Source organism: Streptomyces sp. 8N114, from assembly GCF_052245835.1.
In the GTDB taxonomy this organism is placed as follows: domain Bacteria; phylum Actinomycetota; class Actinomycetes; order Streptomycetales; family Streptomycetaceae; genus Streptomyces.
The window spans coordinates 1-17,390 of the sequence record NZ_JBQQBT010000047.1 but is presented as its reverse complement, the minus strand read 5'-3'; the positions used below and the strand labels follow the sequence as shown (position 1 = coordinate 17,390).

Annotated in this window: 19 protein-coding genes; 4 read left to right on the top strand and 15 right to left on the bottom strand. The window is 68.2% G+C overall.

Annotated elements, in window-relative coordinates; translation table 11 throughout:
• Window positions 1–206: 206 nt before the first annotated feature.
• The 15 genes from ACTWQF_RS36460 to ACTWQF_RS36390 all read right to left on the bottom strand — a co-directional run bounded on the left by ACTWQF_RS36460 (window position 207) and on the right by ACTWQF_RS36390 (window position 12,650).
• On the bottom strand, window positions 207–1,646 hold the full coding sequence (locus ACTWQF_RS36460; RefSeq protein WP_443284070.1) for a site-specific integrase: 1,440 nt from the start codon (window positions 1,644–1,646) through the stop codon (window positions 207–209).
• Window positions 1,640–1,813 carry a helix-turn-helix transcriptional regulator gene (locus tag ACTWQF_RS36455; protein WP_433101958.1) on the bottom strand — a complete coding sequence of 58 codons (174 nt, stop codon included), beginning with the start codon at window positions 1,811–1,813 and terminating at the stop codon, window positions 1,640–1,642. Before ACTWQF_RS36455 ends, ACTWQF_RS36460 begins: the two co-directional genes overlap by 7 nt.
• A 273-nt stretch (window positions 1,814–2,086) precedes the next feature.
• Window positions 2,087–4,123, bottom strand: coding sequence for a DUF3987 domain-containing protein (locus ACTWQF_RS36450; RefSeq protein ID WP_443284069.1), 2,037 nt, complete (start codon window positions 4,121–4,123; stop codon window positions 2,087–2,089).
• Between the two features lie 55 nt (window positions 4,124–4,178).
• Entirely contained in the window at window positions 4,179–6,113 is a 1,935-nt protein-coding gene (locus ACTWQF_RS36445) for a hypothetical protein (RefSeq protein WP_443284068.1), read from the bottom strand.
• 92 nt (window positions 6,114–6,205) lie between these two features.
• Window positions 6,206–7,111, bottom strand: coding sequence for a hypothetical protein (locus ACTWQF_RS36440; RefSeq protein ID WP_443284067.1), 906 nt, complete (start codon window positions 7,109–7,111; stop codon window positions 6,206–6,208).
• A 71-nt stretch (window positions 7,112–7,182) separates the two neighbouring features.
• Window positions 7,183–7,617, bottom strand: a complete 435-nt coding sequence (locus tag ACTWQF_RS36435) for a hypothetical protein (protein WP_443284066.1) — start codon at window positions 7,615–7,617, stop codon at window positions 7,183–7,185.
• Window positions 7,618–7,744: 127 nt separating this feature from the next.
• A complete protein-coding gene (locus ACTWQF_RS36430; RefSeq protein ID WP_443284065.1) occupies window positions 7,745–7,966 on the bottom strand; it encodes a hypothetical protein in 222 nt (73 codons plus the stop codon).
• Window positions 7,963–8,508: a helix-turn-helix domain-containing protein gene (locus ACTWQF_RS36425; protein WP_443284064.1), complete on the bottom strand. Its 546-nt coding sequence runs from the start codon at window positions 8,506–8,508 to the stop codon at window positions 7,963–7,965. Before ACTWQF_RS36425 ends, ACTWQF_RS36430 begins: the two co-directional genes overlap by 4 nt.
• A gap of 10 nt (window positions 8,509–8,518) precedes the next feature.
• Complete coding sequence (locus ACTWQF_RS36420; RefSeq protein WP_443284063.1) at window positions 8,519–9,802, bottom strand: DUF2637 domain-containing protein; 1,284 nt, start codon at window positions 9,800–9,802, stop codon at window positions 8,519–8,521.
• A 73-nt stretch (window positions 9,803–9,875) separates the two neighbouring features.
• The gene (locus ACTWQF_RS36415; protein WP_433101972.1) at window positions 9,876–10,073 is read right to left on the bottom strand and encodes a hypothetical protein; all 198 of its coding nucleotides are present in this window, start codon (window positions 10,071–10,073) and stop codon (window positions 9,876–9,878) included.
• A gap of 7 nt (window positions 10,074–10,080) precedes the next feature.
• Window positions 10,081–10,785: a GGDEF domain-containing protein gene (locus tag ACTWQF_RS36410; RefSeq protein ID WP_443284062.1), complete on the bottom strand. Its 705-nt coding sequence runs from the start codon at window positions 10,783–10,785 to the stop codon at window positions 10,081–10,083.
• 115 nt (window positions 10,786–10,900) lie between these two features.
• Window positions 10,901–11,209, bottom strand: a complete 309-nt coding sequence (locus tag ACTWQF_RS36405) for a hypothetical protein (protein ID WP_443284061.1) — start codon at window positions 11,207–11,209, stop codon at window positions 10,901–10,903.
• Between the two features lie 112 nt (window positions 11,210–11,321).
• Window positions 11,322–11,717 (bottom strand): hypothetical protein, encoded by a 396-nt coding sequence (locus ACTWQF_RS36400; RefSeq protein WP_443284060.1) that lies wholly within the window; start codon window positions 11,715–11,717, stop codon window positions 11,322–11,324.
• Window positions 11,714–12,088 (bottom strand): WhiB family transcriptional regulator, encoded by a 375-nt coding sequence (locus tag ACTWQF_RS36395; RefSeq protein WP_443284059.1) that lies wholly within the window; start codon window positions 12,086–12,088, stop codon window positions 11,714–11,716. Before ACTWQF_RS36395 ends, ACTWQF_RS36400 begins: the two co-directional genes overlap by 4 nt.
• A 172-nt stretch (window positions 12,089–12,260) precedes the next feature.
• On the bottom strand, window positions 12,261–12,650 hold the full coding sequence (locus ACTWQF_RS36390) for a hypothetical protein (protein ID WP_443284058.1): 390 nt from the start codon (window positions 12,648–12,650) through the stop codon (window positions 12,261–12,263).
• A gap of 277 nt (window positions 12,651–12,927) precedes the next feature.
• Here ACTWQF_RS36390 and ACTWQF_RS36385 point away from each other — a divergent pair, with 277 nt between their 5' ends.
• From ACTWQF_RS36385 to ACTWQF_RS36370, 4 genes are all read left to right on the top strand, one after another.
• A complete protein-coding gene (locus tag ACTWQF_RS36385; RefSeq protein ID WP_443284057.1) occupies window positions 12,928–13,422 on the top strand; it encodes a GntR family transcriptional regulator in 495 nt (164 codons plus the stop codon).
• 19 nt (window positions 13,423–13,441) lie between these two features.
• Window positions 13,442–14,311, top strand: coding sequence for a DUF5919 domain-containing protein (locus ACTWQF_RS36380; RefSeq protein WP_443284056.1), 870 nt, complete (start codon window positions 13,442–13,444; stop codon window positions 14,309–14,311).
• Window positions 14,308–15,120 (top strand): inositol monophosphatase family protein, encoded by an 813-nt coding sequence (locus ACTWQF_RS36375; RefSeq protein WP_443284055.1) that lies wholly within the window; start codon window positions 14,308–14,310, stop codon window positions 15,118–15,120. The genes ACTWQF_RS36380 and ACTWQF_RS36375 overlap by 4 nt, the downstream gene beginning before the upstream one ends.
• 1,087 nt (window positions 15,121–16,207) lie before the next feature.
• On the top strand, window positions 16,208–16,807 hold the full coding sequence (locus ACTWQF_RS36370; RefSeq protein WP_443284054.1) for a hypothetical protein: 600 nt from the start codon (window positions 16,208–16,210) through the stop codon (window positions 16,805–16,807).
• The last annotated feature ends 583 nt before the right edge of the window (window positions 16,808–17,390 follow it).

Here is a 17,390-nt window from a genome sequence, read left to right as displayed (position 1 = left end):
TCTTGAAAACCGTAGAGGTGGCAACACCTCCGTGGGTTCAAATCCCACCGCCTCCGCACTGGCGGTAAAGCCGCAGGTGAAAGGGGTGCCGCGCACTGCGCGGCACTCCTTCGTCATTCGAACAGTCTCACGATTTCTCGCCGGAGTCTCACCTGCGCTCAGGCTGTCTCCCCCAGGCGTGCCCCACGGGGGCGGCGCTTCTGCGGCTACTCGTCCTGGTCAGACGGCTGTTCGTCCTTGTCTGAGGGCGCCGGAAGTCCTCCCAGGGCCTTGTCGATCAGTTCGTTCGAGTGGTCCTGTCGGCCTGTGAGGATCTTCGCGTAGACGCGGTAGAGGACGGCGAGGCTGTGGCCGGCCCTTCGGGCTACCTCCGTCGGCTCAACTCCTGCCGTGATCCACAAGGACACTCCGGCGTGACGCAGGGAGTACGGGACTTCAGCGAGAGGCGTTTTGGCGTCCGCCGGGCTGAGGACTTTTCGCCGAGCCTTGTGCCAGACCTCGCAGTATTCCGTCGAGCGGACGCGTCCGCCCCGGGCGGCGCGGAAGAGGCGGCCGTCATCTGCGGTGCCGTACGTGTCGAGGTGTGTTCGTAGCAGGGTGACAAGGACAGGAGGGATAGGCACTGGGCGGGTGGTCTTGCGCGCGCGTCGTTTCAGGCCGCGTTCGTCGTACGGCTTTCCTGCGTCGGTCCAGCCCGTACTGACCTCCGGTGAGCTGCTGTCCAGGGTGAGAGTGCCCCAGCCCTTCTTGGGGAGACGGCAGTCCTTTGCCTTGAGCTGGCTGATTTCGGCGGGGCGCATGGCGGCGTAGTAGAGGCAGCCGAAGTACGCGTGCAGGTGAGCACCACGGGCGCCCTGGCGAGCTGCCTCGCGTATGAGCGCGCTGGCGAGCTTGGGGTCGGGGACGTAGCGGAAGTCGACTTCGTCATCGGTCTGCGGAGCCTGCCAGTCGACGCGCTTGAGCGGGTTGATCCCTTCGATCAGCTCCCGTTCGAGGGCGTAGTTGTAGGTGCTGTTCAGCACCATGCGCTTTCGGCGAGCGGTGTTCTCGGCTGCCTGTTCGCCGTTGAGCTTCGCGGAGACGGCGTTGAGGGCTTTGCGTACGGCTTCCGGGTTGGCAGCTTCCTGGACAGTGAGGGAGTTCTGCGAGACCCACGCCAGAGCTCGGGAAACTCTCGGCGGCGGCTCCTCGACCTGGTGGCGGGGAACCAGCTCGTTCTTGTCGTTGCGCACCATGCGGAACGCCCACTGGAACAGGGCCTGTCGGATATCGCTTCGCGACGGGGTCGGCCGACTGGTCGGTTGCTTGAGGAGCGCTGGGGTCGCAGTCGCCAAGGCGTCCGCGATACCGGCTCGGTGCTTCGCTGCGGCACGCGGCCACTTCATGAGGACGTAGGCACATGCGTGTTCGTACCAGGTGACCACGTCCTTGGCCCGAAGTTCCGAGACGGGAAGCCCTCGTTCTGTGTCGAACTGCTCGCCCCGCCGGGCGGCTTCCATGAGTTCGGACTTGCGCCCCTCTGCCTGCGGCTTGAGCTGGTAGCTCTTCGAGTGACGGTTGCCGCCGACGACCCAGCGCACGCGGTAGGGCTTGCGGCGATCGGGGCGGTGCTCGATCTCGTAGAACTTCACGTCATACGTCAGCAATCGCGGTTCTCCTCGCATGAGTCCAGCCAGGCGTCGACGTCAGCGCGGCGAAAGCGGAGCTGACCGTTGGGGAGCTTTCTGCACTTGGGGGCCTTGCCACGAGCGCGCCATCGGTAGAAGGCGGCTTTGGAGATCCCGATTTCATCGAGCACTTCGGGCAGTTTCATCAGGGGCTCTTTGGCCAAGGTGATCAGTCCCTTTCGGGGGGCGCGATGGGGTGAGCAGTCGTACGTCCAGGTGTCGGCCGAGGGGGAGGCGCGCGGACCGTCAGCAACGTCAGCAGAATCCGGCGACCAGCGGTTTCGCTGTGCTGACGGATGTCAGCAGCCGTCAGCGGCGTCAGCGGTATTCGGTGGTACTGCTGACAGCGCTGACATGTGCTGACGAGGTGCTTACGGGCGTTGCTCCTGGTCAGCGGATTGTGCTGACGGTGCTGACGATTAACGGGCATGATCGCCGTCCGTCGGTTTCTGCAAGCCGGGGTGGACGCGGTAGGTGACGGAGGAGGGGTGTCCGACGCGGCCGGTTCTCGCTGGCTCTTCGGCCTTCAGGTAGCCGTGAGCTTCGAGCAGCTGGAGCGCGGGATCGACTTGGGCGACGGTGCGGAAGCGGCGGGAGGCGGCGACGGCGTCGCGCCGTTTGATGGCACGGCGGTAGGTGCCGTCGGTCTTTGGCCGGCCGAGCCAGTCGAGGATGGTGCGGGCGTCCTCGGTAGCCGGGTCGGAGCCGATGAGGTCGAAGACGGCCAGGGCGTGCTCGGTGTAGTACCGGGTGATCTCGGTTGCTCGCTGAACTGTGCTGGCCGCTACGGGGTCACCCCAGCCGTCAGTGAGGCGTTCGGCGAGGTGGAGCAGGCACGCGACGCGGGCGGTGGTGCCCACGAGCTTTCCCGCCCAGTCCTGGAGGTGTTCGAGCCGGTGGTCCGGGCGCATCTGCACTTCGACCTCGGCCTGGAGCGCTTCGACCGCCTGGTCGGCGTGCGCGTCCATGGCCACGGTGACGGACTCCGGCAAGGTCAAGAGGGTTCGCAAAAGCGCGTCGAGTCGTGCGGCGTAGGTGCTGGAGACCTGTTCCGGTACCGGGGCGGTGCGGGTCTTGCGGTAGCCGAGGTTGGAGGGCGGCAGCGCGTAGAGGAAGCGCGCGAGCAGGCCGCGATCGCGTGCGCCGTGAGCTTCGCCGAGGTCCTGGAGGACGGAGGGCTGAGGGGTGACGCCGATTGTCAGGGCGGGCCGGTCGGTGGAGGGCTGTTCACGGGTGATGCGGTCCGTCTCCAGACGTTCGCCCTTGTGAGCTTTGAGGAAGACACCGAGATTCGGTCGGGCGCTGTAGCGGCCGGCGATGATGTCGAACAGGTCGCCTTCGGGGGAGAGGACGGCGAGGCAGCGGTGCACCGCGAGCTGGTGGGTGAGCGGTTCCGGGGTGACGTCCCCGGAGACGGTCAGGCGGGGTTTCGGCGGCACCACGATGTCCTCGGCGAGCATGCGGGCTGCTGAGGCTTCGGCTACGAGTGCAGCGGGGTCGCCGCCATCAGCCTTGCGGGCCTTGGCCATGAGGGCCTCCGCTTCGGCTTCGGCGGCCTCCTTGGCCGTCTCAGCCTCGACACGAGCGGCTCGAGTCTCGTCTTGGAGCTGCTTTTCAACCTCGTAGATCGGCGCCGTCATGGCCGCGAACACGTCTGACTTCCGGGACGCGGGCGGCATGGCGCAGACGAGGTAGAGGTTGGACTGCTCGACCCACCCGGGTCGGATCTGGATGTGTACGCGTCCGCCAGCTGCCGTCGAGAGGGCAGCGAGCGCCATGGTGGCGGCCATGTCGGGCGGGGTCTGGGTGAACTCGGCGACAGCGGCGACGTGCTCGCCGACCCACGCAGGAAGAGCGTCGACAGGGAAGCTGGGGAGCGGGGCGGTCGTGCCGAGCGGCACGGGGGCGGGCCAGCGCTCGGCGGTCCGCAGGGTGGAGAGTTCGGCAGCTGCGTCAGCGGCGATGCCTGCGCTGTCGCCCATACCCGAGCGGACACGGCTGGTGGCCCGAGTGCTGGTCTCGATGATGCGCCGTTCGTCGGCCTTTTCCGCGACGATCTCGGCGTAGTAGTCGGCGTTCGCCGCGGTGGGGACGGCTTGGACGAGGCGGTGGAGGTAGGCGGCACCACCTACACGGTTCAGGTCGCCGGTCTTGCTCAGGTGGTGGGTCAGCAGGATGGGATCGACAGCGTGGCCATGCTCATGCATGGCGACGAGCGCGGTGTGAATGGTGGCGTGCGCGGGCCGGTAGTAGTCCTCGGCGCCGATGCGGCTGGTGACCTCGGCGATGACCGCGGTCTGCGTCCGATTGGGGCCGGGGAGCAGCATGGCGCCGAGCACGGCCTGTTCGGCCTCCAGGTCGTGAGGCATCGCCGTCGTATCGATGGCGTCTGTCTCGTCGGCATGGGAGTGGAGCGGTCGGACGTTGTCGGCGGCTGGGTGGGGCTGCTGGTTCACGTACGGGCCTTCCGCGAGGCGGGTGACGGAGGGGATGGGCAGGGGAAGCGGCAGATCAAGCGGCGGCCTCGGAAGTCGACTCGTTGTCGTCGGCGGAGTTGATTGCCGCGGCCCATACGCCGTGCCGGACCTTGAGGGCGCGGCCTTCGTCGGCGAGGCGGCGCAGCGACTGACTGACGGTGGGCAGCGGGAGGTCGAGCGCCTGGGCGACGACGCCGGTGCGGACCGGTTCGCCACGGTGCATCAGGTAGTCGTGCACGGTGTCGATGGCGCTGGCGTCGGCCGGGACCACCGGAGACATGGCGGCTGCCGCGGGTTGCTCTTCCTCGGTCGGCTCAGGCTCGCTCCAGGCGTCATCACGCCGCTGGCGCCACGTCGCGTAGTCCTTGCCGGCCGTTTTGATGCCCTCTTCGCACAGCGTGGTCGTCTCACCGGTGACGGCCCAGTCGTACGGGTCTTCCACGTAGAAGGTGCGCAGGACCGAAGATCGGGACTGAGGGCCGAGGCTGTAGGCGAGGCCGGATGTGGTCGAGCCGTCGGGGAACTCGCGCGGGAGGGCGTGCGGGTCGGCCGGGATGGCGCCGTTGAAGGCAACCTGACCGGAGAGCCGGTTGGCGGTGCGCAGGACGACGACATTGCCCGCCGCGACCATGTCGCGCAGCGTCTGGGAGTTGCCGAGCTGGGACAGCAGCGGCACCTGTGTGACCAGGCGGAGCTTGATGCCGCACTTGCGTGCCATCTTCGCCAGGTCCTCGGCGATCTTCACGCATTCCGGGTCGGCGAGGATGGCGTGCGCCTCATCGATCGTCACGCACAGGAGCGGCAGTTCCAGGGTTGGCGTGAACGATGCCTTGCCGCGACGCTGACGGCCCTTCTCGTCCGTCCAGACCATGCGGGCGAGCAGCCGGTTACGGCGGTACATCTCGCGCTGTGCTGCCTTGAGCAGCTTCTTGCCCTCGGCGACGCTGTCGGCGAACCAGTCGACCGCGTCCTGCCAGTCCGGCAGCGACTGCCCGCGCTGCGGGTCGATCACCCAGGACACCATGAGCGGGCTGTGCCGTTCGTAAGCGAGGAGCTGGTCGAGCAGTCGGGACTTGCCCGCGTCAGTGGTGCCGGCGATGAGGTCGTGCACTGGGCCTGAGCCGGGTCGCCAGAACCGGTACGGGACATGGCCGCTGTCCGCATAGACGCCGATCGGCGCGACACCTGCTTCGTGGTCGAGCAGGTGCGGGCCTGGCCACAGGTGGACGGCCTGAAGGGGGTTGCTGCGGTAGAGGGAGAGCTGGGCCTTGTCGTTGGCGCCGTCGCGGGTGGCCTCGATGACGACGTTGGACGGCGGAACGCCGAAGGCAGAAGCAACGCGACCGGTGGCGGAGACGGCCTGTGCGGTCTCCAGCTGGCCAGGCGGGAGATTGATGATCGCGCGAGAGCTGTTGCCGTCGGCGACCTTCTCGAAGTCGCTCAGCCAAGAGCCAGTGAGTGCCCCCTTTTCATGGGCGACACGGGTTTCCCACAGCTCCAGCTCGGCCGAAAGGTCGCCGTGGTCGCGGATGCGGTGGTGCCACCACCACGGGACACCAGTCGCCAGCAGCCACACCAGGAGCAGGCCGGGCATGGGTGGGGTCAGGCCACCGCGTGCTGCCATGGCGAGCAACAGGGCACCCGCCGTGCCAGCAGAGGCGATGGCGTACACGCGCTTTGCCGGGCGCAGCTGCTTGTCCCTGCGGCGGCGCCGACGCAGCCACCATGCGACGCCCACTGCCAGGGCGCCGTCGAGCAGCAGCGCCGTCTTCCATCCGTCGACGGCGGCGCCGCATGCGGCCCCGAGGGTGCCGAGGGCGACGGCCGCATGTACGGGCGCCAGCGGGCGCCGATACCGCCACAGGAAGCGCACCGTCCCATGGCTGGACCGGAAGAGGGCGCGGGCGGTTGCTACGGCAGTGGCGAGCTTGGAGCGGCGGATAACAACACGAGGGTGGCGGCGCAGCATGCGGGCTCGTGCTCCTTGCGTGGGGCGGTCGGGGAGGGAGAGGGAGGGCGGTGGTCCGGCCGACCTCAGTCGGCCGGACCACCTCTGGGGCATCAGCCGGAGATGTAGAACTCCTTCTTCGCCCCGCCGTCGGGAACGGAGGCGTATGCCTCGGCGAGCGCCTGGTGCATCTGCTGGACGTGCTGGGCAGTGGCCATGGCGCCGCTGGCGCGGCTGTCGGCGGCGACCGCACGGGCGTTGGCGGCTTCCAGCCGCGCGCTGGCCGTGTCAGCAAGGGAGCTGATCCTGCCGAGCGTTTCCTGATCCAGCTCCAGCTCGGTCAGGGAGCCGACCATCAGGTCGATGCGTTCGGCGTCCTCGCGGGCGCGCTGGGCGTCGGCCTGCGCGTCCTCCAGCTCGGCCTGGGCCTCGACGGCGATGGAGTTCAGCTCGGCGAGGAGCTGTTCGTAGCTGTGGACTTCGCCGCCGGTGGCGGTGTTGATGGACACGGTGGAACCTCCGGGAGTGTTTGGGCGGTTGGGGGTGGGCCCGCCGCGCTGAGGGGCGGCGGGGGGCTTCTGGGTGTCGGTCGCGCCGGCCTTTGGAGAGGACTGAGGCACGTTCGGCTGCTGTTCGGGCGGGGTCGGAGCGCTGTTCTGGCCCTTGGCGTCCTGCTGCGTCGGCGAGTTGTCGGCTGTGCCGTTCTTGCGTGTGTCGGCCCAGCGGCGGGCGCGGTCCATGCCCTTGGGCCAGCCGGCTCGTACGCCGTCGACAAAGCCGCGGGTTACGAGGAACCCGCCGACGGCGACGGTCGCGGCGCCCGACGCGACCTTGACGCCAGTGCTGGCGCTGCGTGGCGCCGGGCCTCCTCCGCGGGCGGCCTGCTTGCGCCGGTTCTGGGCGGCCTGGTGCCGACGGTCGCGCTTGGTCCGGTAGTTGTCCCGGACACTGCTCGTCGCGTTGCTGAAGCCGTCGCCGACGGCCCAGCACACCGCGAGAAGGACGATGACGATTCCCATGGGGCCTCACCTCCAGGTGGGTTGAGGAGTTGGGTGAGTAAGTGAGCAAAGTGCGTGCGCTTGTGCACGGGTCAGAAGAGGAAGCTGCCGAGAGCGCCAAATGCGCTGGCCACAGCGCCGACGGCGCCCATGACGATCGCTCCGGCCGTGCCAGGGATGGACACCCCGGCGACGGGCACCACAGCGGCGCAGGCGAGGGTGCGGTTGTTGATCGACTTGTGGAACAGGTCGAAGCCGACGACAGCGGCCGTCACCAGGCCGATGAGGCCGACGGCAGTGGCGCCGGTGTAGCGGCCGATGATTGTGCTGAGCGACGAGTCGGCCCAGCCGACGGCGGTGCGCAGCCAGCTGCCCACCGGCGTCCCGACGATGCCGACGACGCCGGCGAGTACGAGCAGCGTGGTCAGGCGCGGCGCCTTGCGCCGCCCGACCGTTCGCAGCAGTCCGGCGGCAACGAGGCAGAGGACAGCAACAGTTACGGAGATCGACGCAGCGAAGAAGGACACTGACCGCCCCTCCTTTCAAGATCAACTTTCGTGACGTTCCGTGATTGTGGATTCGCGCGCGCCTGCGCGCGTCTCCGCGTTGGCGTGCGGGGACGTGTGAATACGGACGTGAATTTCACGCGAGCGCTCACGCAGCGTGCTCGTGGGTGAAGTGCTGGGCCCAGGCTTCGAGGTCGTCGGCAACGCGCTGCCACGCCTGCTCGCGCTCTGACTCGGGCAGGTCCGCCAAGCGGGCGCGCACGTGGTCGAAGGCGACGGCGGCTTGCTCGGCGGCGGTTGTCGCCGCAGCTCGCTTGGCCGCGTAGTGCGCCGCCTCGCGCTGCTTCCTGGCCTTCTGGCGACGGCTCATCGGGTCTCCCACTCGCCGCCCTCGATGACCGGCGCCTGCGGGCCGTCGTCGGCCTGGCGCTGGCTGTCGGATGTCTCCGACCACTCGCCGAACCGAGACCGGTAGGCGACACCGTCGGCAGCCAGCCGGTGCAGTGCCGAGCGGGTTGTGCTCCTCGGCAGTTCCAGGCCGCGGGCGGCCTCACTGACACGTACGGGACCCCGGGCGCTCAGGAAGCCGTGCACCTGCTCACGCACGGATGCGGGCACCGCCCAGCCCGGCAGCTCGCCCAAGCCGGGACGCAGGCGCGCGGCCGGGCAGCTGAACAGAAGGAAGGCGACGCGTTCGACGCCCAGCGACGCCAGTCCGAGCAGCGCCAGACCGGGTGCGTCCGCAGGGTCGTACGTAGGCGAGTCGCCGAACGCTGCGGAGAGGGCCAGGGCGCCGAACCAGGCGGCGCCTACGAAGGAGACGGTTCCAGTGATGTCGGCGAGGACATCGAGTGCGCTGGCGGTCACCACGCGGGGTGTGTGCCAGCGGCTGTATCGGATCGGGTTGGTCACGGCAGGTACCTCACTTGTGGGCGTTCTTGGGGGCGTTGGCGGTGTTCAGCAGGTCTTCAGTGGCCAGCAGCTGCTTGGCCTTCGACTGGCGGCAGCCCAGAACGTCGGCGGCCTGGCGGATCGAGGCGGGCGGCCGGCCCTCGGCGGCGAGCCGCCGCAGCAGCGCGCGGCGTTCGTCGTCGGTGGCGGGTTTTCCGGCCGTGGTCGCTGCGTCCGTGCCGGGGCGGGCGGAGGCGCGCGGGGTGCGGGTGCGGGAGGCCCGGGATGCGGCTCGCTTTGGTGCGTCCGGCTGCTTGCCGGATGCAGTGGTGCGGGGTGCGTCCGGGGAGGCAGGGATGCGCTCGGCGCGTGGTGCTTCCGTGCGCTGAGGGATGCGGTCGGGCGCGGGCGCGTCCGGGCTTCGCACGCAGGCGACCGCGTCTGCGACCGGGAGGCCGTACCGGGCGAGCCTGAGCGGCAGCACCGCGTCAGTGGGTGCGCTGCGGCGCCACGTCCTTCCGTACTGGGCGCGCAACCGCTCCCGGTAGACGGCCCAGTCCTGGGCGATGGTGACTGCCTCTTCGTACGAGCGCAGCTCCCACAGCTTCATGCGTCGCCACAGCCGGAAGGTGGACGGCGGGGCGAGCAGCCAGCGCGCCAGTCGCACGCCCTCCATGTGCTTGGCGGCCGTGATGTCGGCGACGCGTCCGACGGCGTGCCGCGCTGCCTCCACGCTGACGATGAACAGCAGCGGGATGACGCTGTGCATCCCGACGCCGAGCGGGTCCGGCCAGGCAGCGGCGGCGTTGAACGCGACCGTTGCCCCGGTCAGCAGCCAGGCCGCTTGCCGTAGCAGGGGAAAGGCGATGCGCAGCCACGTCAGCAACAGATCGAGCGCGAGGAGTACGACGATTCCGGCGTCGATACCGATGGGGAAGTACGGCGCGAAGCCGCCGAACCCCTGGCGCACGGCCAGGTCACGCACAGCCTTGTACGAGCCGGCAAAGCCGATCGCGGCAATCACGAGCGCGCCGAGGACGACAACGCCGATCAGCAGCCAGCGTGCTTTGGTCCCTGGCGGGTTGGGGACAGCGGCTTCGTCCTGGTCGTTCGAGGGCTCGACGTCCGCTGACGCAGTTGTCTCGGGAGCGTGCTGGTGAGTCGGTGCCGAGGGCCTTTCCTGCGGGCTGTCCTCGGCGGGGCGGTTCGAGCGGACGGGTTCGGCCAACGGCGTGCCATCGGCGGCGACCAGGCCGCCGACAGCGGGCACCGTGCGCTCGGTGCCGTTGGCGTGGTTGAGAAGGAAGTGGGACACGATCAACTCCGGGGGGAGGCACGGGAGAGGGCACTGTCGGCCGCACAAGGCGATCGGAAGAGGGCGGCGGGCCCTACGCGGTCTTGTGCCGGTGGTCAGCGATCAGCAGCGCGAGCCAGTGCGCGTTGTTGGTCTGGCCCGCGTACGAGCCGTCCGGCGCCCAGGTGTGCCACCACAGCGAGGGCCAGCCCAGGAACTGCTCGACGGTTAGTGCGATCACATAGCCGTCCAGTTCGCCGACCTCGACCGGCAGACCAATCGGCGTGCGCATACGCACCTCACTCACCGCCCATCTCGGAAGCCGGGGCGAGGGGGTGAGGCAGGTAGGTGGCCTTTCCTCCGCTGACCGGGGCGGTGCCGTGTCGGCCCGCGCGGCGGCCGTTCAGGGTGGCGTGTTGGGGGTGGTCGCTGTTGGTGAGCAGCCAGCCGCCGCCATGGCGCTTGATCTCGTACATGGCTTCGTCCGCCAGGCGCAGCAGCCGCGAAAGGTCAGCGGGCGCGGCTGGCTCATGCAAGACGGCCCCCAGAGAAGCTCCCAGGCGCAACTCGTGCCCCTCGAAGGCCAACGGCGCACACAGCTCGCGGTGCACGCCCTCCAGCAGCGAGGTCAGAGTGGAGGGGCCGGACATCGGCACTGCTGCGGCGAACTCGTCACCGCCCAGCCGGGCGACCAGGCCGCTGTAACCGCCCCCGACAGCACGGCCAAGAACCTGTCCAGCCGTACGAATCGCTTCATCGCCAGCTGCATGACCCCAGGTGTCGTTGACGGCCTTGAAGCCGTCCAGGTCGACCACGACGACAGCGCACGGCCTCATCTGGGCGGTCAGCATGCGGGCGGCCTGCTGCTCGAAGGCGTCGCGTCGCAGCAGCCCTGTCAGCGGGTCCTTGCTCGCGGTGGCCAGTCGCCGCTGCATCCACAGGGTGTGCAGGCCCCAACCAGACAGGGGCAGTGCTGCGCTCGCCGCACTGATCAGCACGCTCATGCGGGCCTCCTCTCGTGCGCCGGGTGGCAGGTGTGCGAGCGAACGGCGCGACGGCCGGCCTTCTGCTTGCGGTACGTCCGGTGCCAACCGCACAGCGGACAGCGGGTCCTGGCGCTCATGCGACGCGCCTCCCACTGGTCAGCACGGTGGGACTGGATGCACGGACGTCGTCGGCGACGTCGGCAGAGGTGCCGAGGAAGTTCAGGGCCGCGTCGGTCACGTACGGGGAGAACTCGGGGAGCTGCCCGAGCTGGTCGAGGGTGTCGATGAGGACGGTGAGCGGCAGGGCCTGGCCGTCGTAGTGCGCGCAGACGGCGGCACGGGCGGCGGCCAGCAGCTCGGCGTGATCGTGGCGCAGAGCGGCCAGCTCGCGGCGCTGCTCAGCCAGCGCTCGGGTCAGGGAGTGCTTCGTCGGGGTCGACATAAGTGGCTGGAACCTCCGAACAGAGGGCCGTCGGGCCTGCGGCCAGGACGCAGCAGCGGCAGTGGGCAGCAAGGCCCGACGGCACAGAGGAAGAGGAAGCAGAGAGAGGTGCTCAGCGGCGGTGCTTACGGCCGCCGGAGATGGGCATGTCCAGCCCGGCCATCGAGCGCAGCACCAGCGCGCAGACCATGACCGACACCGCGGTCGTAGCAACGGCCAGCGCGACCATGGCCACGGACAGGAGCAGCGCGACCAGGACCGAGCCGACGACCAGCGCGCCGGCGACGCCGACTGCGACGGTTCCGGGCGACAGTGCGAGGCGGCGGCCAGCACCAGGGCCGGGAACCGGAGCATGGGAACCGCAGGCACAGGTCTGGCCCGTGTGGTGGGGCACGACCTGGCTCGACTGCTGCGCCGGTGCCAGGGAGGCGTGTTGGCGACCGAAAGCGTCCGTCAGCACGTACGTCGGGTTGGTCGGCGATCCATGGGGCATCGTCGGCTCATTCATGCCGCTGCCCCCCTTTGCTCCGAGTCGGCCCTGGCCAGCTCGCTGCGCTCGTCGGGCGTCAGCCCGCCGAAGATTCCGAACCGTTCGCCGTTGGCCAGCGCCCGGTCCAGGCAGCGGATGCGTACAGGGCAGGAGTTGCAGATCTCCTTGGCGACCACGATTTCCTCGCGGCCGTCGGAGAAGAACAGATCCGTGGAGGTGTCCTTGCACGCCGCAGCGGCCTCTACGGTCGGGTCGGCTCCCAGGCTCGGGGCACCGCCGCGGCTGCGTCGATTCGGACGTTGATCACGGCGCTTGGCTGACCGGAGGTCGGGCCGCGAGGTTCCCCGTATAGCGAGGTAGGACGCGTGGCGGACGGGACGGAAAGCCATCAGCGCACCTCCGCCCGTTCGATTCGCGGCCCAGGAGTCCAGGTGTGTCCGCAGGAACCGCACACCTCCCGAGCCGCGGTACGGCACCGCGACACGGATGTGTTCGCCTGGCACCGGGGACACCGCGCGCTCGCGCACGTCGGGCGTGCGTCGTATGCCGGCTTCGTCGCCATCACGCCGCCTCCCCAGTAGCCGGGCGGCAAGCGTCGGTGGGCGAGGTGCAAGCGAAGATGCTGATCTCCACGCCCTTCCAGTTCGCGTCACCGCTGAAGTGACACCCCAGTTCGTTGTCGTCGTACTGGTGTGCCACCGGCTCACCACCGCCGAACGCGGTCAAGATCTGTGCTACAGCGGGGAACTTGTCTTCCGGAGCGGCCCAGGAGGCGACCTGGAGAGTCACGCCGGGGCTGCCGAGATGGGGCCGGTAGGCGTGCACGTCCACGGTGACCGGTGGCAGGTCAGCCATCGCGGACAGTCGTTCGGCAACCAGCAGCATCGTCTCGGGGACAGTGCGCTGGCTCGGCGCTTGTCCCGTCACGGCGGCGATACGCTCGTCGAGCATCGTTGGACTCCTTTGGCGAGGAATTCCGGTGCAGCCCCGGTGGGCCGGGTTGGGAGTGGCCGCTCCCGCTCGGCCGACATCGCCGGGGCTTTTGCATGGCATGGGTCGTCCCGGTCGGTCTCACCCGGGCTCAACCTGATGCACCAGGTTCTACCTAGTGCATCAGGTTGTCAAGCGACTCTGCGGCCCCGGATTTCACCTTCGCTGTGTGCTGCGGCGGCGGTGTGCTGGACTAGGTGCGGCTGCTTCAGCCAGATGTACGCAGAAGGAGGACACCTTGGCCGAGACCAGCGCGGGCCCTGCCTATCGGCTGCTCGCGGAGCGTCTGCGCAGGCAGATCGCTGATGGCGACTTGCCTGTCGGCTCGGCGCTTCCGTCGGCGAGAGAGCTGATCAAGCAGTACGGCGGCTCCACCACCGTGGTCCGGGACGCTCTCAAGATCCTCCGCGAAGAAGGGCTGATCTACGGCCACCCGGGCAAGGCCGTGTACGTCCAGGCCACCCCGGAAGAGGCTGCGTCGGATCGTGCCTCCCTGGAGGAAGTCGCGCACGGACTGAGTGAGGTCCGGGAACAGCTCGCGTCCGTGGGAAGCGCGGCGACGGATATCGCCCAAGTGAAGAAGGAGCTGTCCGAGCTGCGCCGGTCGGTGGCTGTTCTCCAGTCGCAGCTCATCGAGCTCTACGGACGGGTGGGGCAGCCGTACCCGCACGACAAGGCACCAATCAAGGACCAGGCGGCAGCACCGGCGCGCAAACGAGCCGCCGGCGACTGACGCAGTGAAGGGGGAGAACTTGCGGGAGCCTGCCAACGACTCGGCAGAAGTGGTGTCACTGCACGGCCGGACCGCCTACAAGCCGGACCTGTCCCAGCTCGCGCGCAACCAGCTCGCTGCCGCTCGGGCAGCACGGGGACTCTCGGTCGAAGAGTTCGCCGAGCTGTTGTCCGCGATGCTGGACTGGCACGTCAGCCCGGAAGCGTTGGAGTCCTGGGAGGGGGTGACGACACCTCCCGGCGACGTCCTGGTCGCCGCCGACATAATCGGCCGGCAACGCGGGCCGCAGCTCGGCGGCGCTGACGGCGACGAAAGCCAGGACGCTCTGGCCCAGTTGGTCGGCAACCAGTTCGCCGACCTCACAGGGGTCTACGTCAGCCGCTCGGAGTTCCAGGCGAAGGTCCCCGCGTCGGACATCTTCGACGACGCGAAAGACATCCGGATGTGCGGCCTGTCCCTCAACCTGCTGTGCCAGGCGTACTCCGGCTCACGGCTCAAGGAAATCGTCCAGGGCGGTACGCACCTCCAGGCGCTTTTCCTCAAGCCCAACGGCCGCTACATAGCCGACCGTGAGCGAGAAGAGGGCTACCCCGAAGGGCAGCTGTCGGCCTTGACGGCACTGAATATCGCGATCCTCAAAGAGCGCGTCGTCGGAGAGCTGTCCGAAGAAGCGGCTGGCCGTGTGGAGATCGGCGTTTATGACGAGTCGATCCGGTTCAACCTCACCCTGATCGACAAGCAGATGTGCGTCGCCCAGCCGTATCTTCCGGAGACGCGGGGCGTCGATTCGCCGGTCTTCCTGGTGCGCAAGCGCCGAGCAGTCGGTGGCCTCTACTCGACCTTTGACCAGATCTTCACCAGCATGTGGGAAAGGCGGACCACCGAATGACCGACCTCGCCGCGCTTCTCGAAGTCGCCGACCGCGCCGTCGACCAGGCCGCCGAGCTGGTGACCACCATGTCGCTCGGCAAGGTCACCGCGAAGGGCGACCGGGACACCGTCTCCGAGATCGACCTTGCGGTCGAAGAGAAGCTGCGGGGCTTTTTGCTTGCGGAGACGCCGGAGATCGGTTTTCTGGGAGAGGAGCACGGCGCCAGTAACGAGGCGGGAGGCGGCCTCACTTGGTCCTTGGACCCTGTCGACGGCACGGCGAACCTGGTCAACGGCATGCCACTGTGCGGGGTCTCACTGGGGTTGGTCGAGGGGAACCGCTCGGTGCTGGGCGTGATCGACCTTCCGTTCCTGGGCGAGCGCTACCGAGGGGCGGAAGGGCAGGGTGCCTTCCGCGGCGAGGAGCGAATCTCTCCTCGCCGCACTACGGCTCTGAAGGACGCCATCGTCGCCATCGGCGACTACGCCGTCGGCCATAACGCGGAGAACCGCAACGCCCCCCGCCTCGCGCTGACCAACCTCCTGGCCACCCGCGCCATGCGCGTCCGCATGCTCGGCTCAGCAGCAACCGACCTCGCCTGGGTCGCCGCTGGCCGCCTTGATGCCTCGATCGCCTTGAGCAATCACCCGTGGGACACGGCGGCAGGAACGGCAATCGCGAGGGAGGCCGGCGCCAGGGTCATGGACTGGGACGGGACGCCTCACACGGCGGCGTCGAGCGCGACGGTGGTGTGCGCTCCAGGCGTCACGGAGGAATTGGCCCGGGTCGTGAAAGCCGCGTATGAGACTGCCCCTGAGTCATCCTGACAGCGGACCTCAGTGATGGCGGCAGCCTACGGCCATGGGCATGGGAAGGCTATGAGCCTGGGAATCACGGGGTGGGTGGGGGCAGTTAGGCGGCTGAGTTGGGCCGATGCGGGTTCGCTGGGTGGCGACGGGTTGCCGTGGTGTCCTTTGTTGACCGCTGGTCACCGGCCGTTCTGGTGCGCATCTGGTGCGGCAGTCGTCCGCCGAATCGCGATGCGGGGTCGCCCAGGCTGCCTTACGGGCGTCCCGCCTGCGTCGGCCGGACGCTGTAGACCCGCAGCCCCGGCCCGTTGTGGAGGGGGCCAGCCCGTTCGAGCCTGGCCTGGTGGGTTGACACCCGCTTTAGGAGTTCGATCCCCGCTTGGCTTGGTCGCTTCCTGCCCGTGCACCGGTGCCATGGTTGGTTGCTAGGAGCTGCCGCTGTCCGGGGACGTGATGTCAGCGGAATAGTTCCGGCACCGGGCAGACCTCCAAAGGCTCATCCGGCTGGTCGGCCCAGCGCCACCAGACGTGCCGACCGGTACACCCCCATAGCATCCGGCATGTCCGCTGGCCACTGTCTTCCCGCTGAGAGAGGACGAAGCCACCAGCCTTCATGGGCTGGCTGCACTCGGGGCATGCCGGGGCGTTGTCGGTCATGCCGCGCACCTTAACGGAGCGACCTCTTCGTCCCGAACTACGGGCGGGGTGATTGGTGGGGTCCGGTGAGGCTTGCACCCGGCCTCCTGCGGCTGATGCGGGCCCTCTGCGGTCGCGGGGGTTGTTGTACTTCGCTGCTGTACAGCAACGGCCTCCCTGCACTGACCTCAGCCGGAGAAAGCCCGCCACGAGGGCGGGACCGCAGAACGACCAGGCACGCGTATGCCCCGCGCGCCGGCCACCGGGCTCAGTCGAGCTGTATGGAAGAACAGATGTCGCACGGCGGGATACCTGGCTGACAGCTGCACCAACGCCGTGGCCGCCGCTGTCTCAGCCGACAACCCGTAGTCACAGGGTGAGAGAGGTACTGACGGTCTCAATCAAGAAACTTGGATGTGCAGCCCTGCGAAGCCTGCCATGCTGTGACCATTCACTTCAGGGGGTCACCTTGCTCGAATTCACATCGAACGCAGATCTTTTCAGGGCTATTGGTCGAGTGGCAGTTGAAAGTGCCCAGGTCGATGAAATGCTGCGAGAGATGATATCCGAGCTCCTTCCTGGGAGCGCCGATGACGTCTGGATTCTATTTGAAGGTCAAAGTAGCGAGTGGTTGAGCAGTACGTTCAAAACCATGCTCGCGCATGTTGATGGTGGTCGCTACCGCTTGTGGGCTCCCGAAGATCATGAAGAGTTCCAAAAGCTCTTGAGTTGGGCTGCGCAACTGCGAGTGCTACGCAACGCGGTCATCCACGGCACCTGGCGAGAGGAGTTCACCCTCGGCTGGACGGAGGGCGATGACTATGTTGGCCGCCCCTGGAAGGACGGCCAGGAGGACGAGAAATTGTTTTGGTGCATCCGAAGCAGGCAGCGAAAAGGTCTGCAGGAGCGAGAATTCACAATCTCGGACGTTGACCGACTTGCGGCAGAAATAGCGGAGAATAGGCAGAGGATGGCAGATCTGTTCCGCAAGGAAACGGAGACTCATCCTGGTTGCGGGGATACCTTGCGGAGGTGGCCTAGTGAGAGCAGTCGGAATACCGCAAGCTAAGCTCGGCGGAGCAGCTTTGGACTGGAGCTGCTTTGGGGTAACTGATCTCAGCCTCGTAAGCTGATGGCGGGTTGGACAGTCTGTGGACCTGCCCGCTAAAGCCACGACGTTGGGGCGATGATTTTCGAAGCTCGCGCCAAAGTGGCTGCCTAAAGCCGCGGAGCCGACCGTCCCAGCCGCGACGTACCCCTTCTCTCACCTCAGGCGGCATATTGCTCTGAGCGCGGCCCGGGCGTCGGCCGGGCTGGAGCGGGGCGGAGACAGGAGCGCAGGCCCGGCCGGGGGCTGGGCCGCGCGCGGGGAGCGGAGCGAGCCGCCTTGAAGATGTAGAGGAAAGTTGTTGCGCAGGCAGTGTCCCGCTGGGCGCCCCTTCTCCGCTGCGCGGGCAGGATTCAAGGCTGTGACACCCGCTCCAGGAGTGCCTGCGGGAGAGTTGCCCCCACACGGCCCCCACGCGCCTTCCTGGGCGCCAGTGCATCCTCGTCCACGCAGGTCAACGCATCGCACGCCCATGCGCCGTGACCCTCTTGAAAACCGTAGAGGTGGCAACACCTCCGTGGGTTCAAATCCCACCGCCTCCGCA

Bases quoted from the DNA above. Each gene is read 5' to 3' on its own strand.
- ACTWQF_RS36455 (WP_433101958.1), bottom strand. From the start codon at position 1,813: ATGAAACTGCCCGAAGTGCTCGATGAAATCGGGATCTCCAAAGCCGCC.
- ACTWQF_RS36445 (WP_443284068.1), bottom strand. From the start codon at position 6,113: ATGCTGCGCCGCCACCCTCGTGTTGTTATCCGCCGCTCCAAGCTCGCC.
- ACTWQF_RS36440 (WP_443284067.1), bottom strand. From the start codon at position 7,111: ATGGGAATCGTCATCGTCCTTCTCGCGGTGTGCTGGGCCGTCGGCGAC.
- ACTWQF_RS36430 (WP_443284065.1), bottom strand. From the start codon at position 7,966: ATGAGCCGTCGCCAGAAGGCCAGGAAGCAGCGCGAGGCGGCGCACTAC.
- ACTWQF_RS36415 (WP_433101972.1), bottom strand. From the start codon at position 10,073: ATGCGCACGCCGATTGGTCTGCCGGTCGAGGTCGGCGAACTGGACGGC.
- ACTWQF_RS36410 (WP_443284062.1), bottom strand. From the start codon at position 10,785: ATGAGCGTGCTGATCAGTGCGGCGAGCGCAGCACTGCCCCTGTCTGGT.
- ACTWQF_RS36405 (WP_443284061.1), bottom strand. From the start codon at position 11,209: ATGTCGACCCCGACGAAGCACTCCCTGACCCGAGCGCTGGCTGAGCAG.
- ACTWQF_RS36400 (WP_443284060.1), bottom strand. From the start codon at position 11,717: ATGAATGAGCCGACGATGCCCCATGGATCGCCGACCAACCCGACGTAC.
- ACTWQF_RS36395 (WP_443284059.1), bottom strand. From the start codon at position 12,088: ATGGCTTTCCGTCCCGTCCGCCACGCGTCCTACCTCGCTATACGGGGA.
- ACTWQF_RS36390 (WP_443284058.1), bottom strand. From the start codon at position 12,650: ATGCTCGACGAGCGTATCGCCGCCGTGACGGGACAAGCGCCGAGCCAG.
- ACTWQF_RS36375 (WP_443284055.1), top strand. From the start codon at position 14,308: ATGACCGACCTCGCCGCGCTTCTCGAAGTCGCCGACCGCGCCGTCGAC.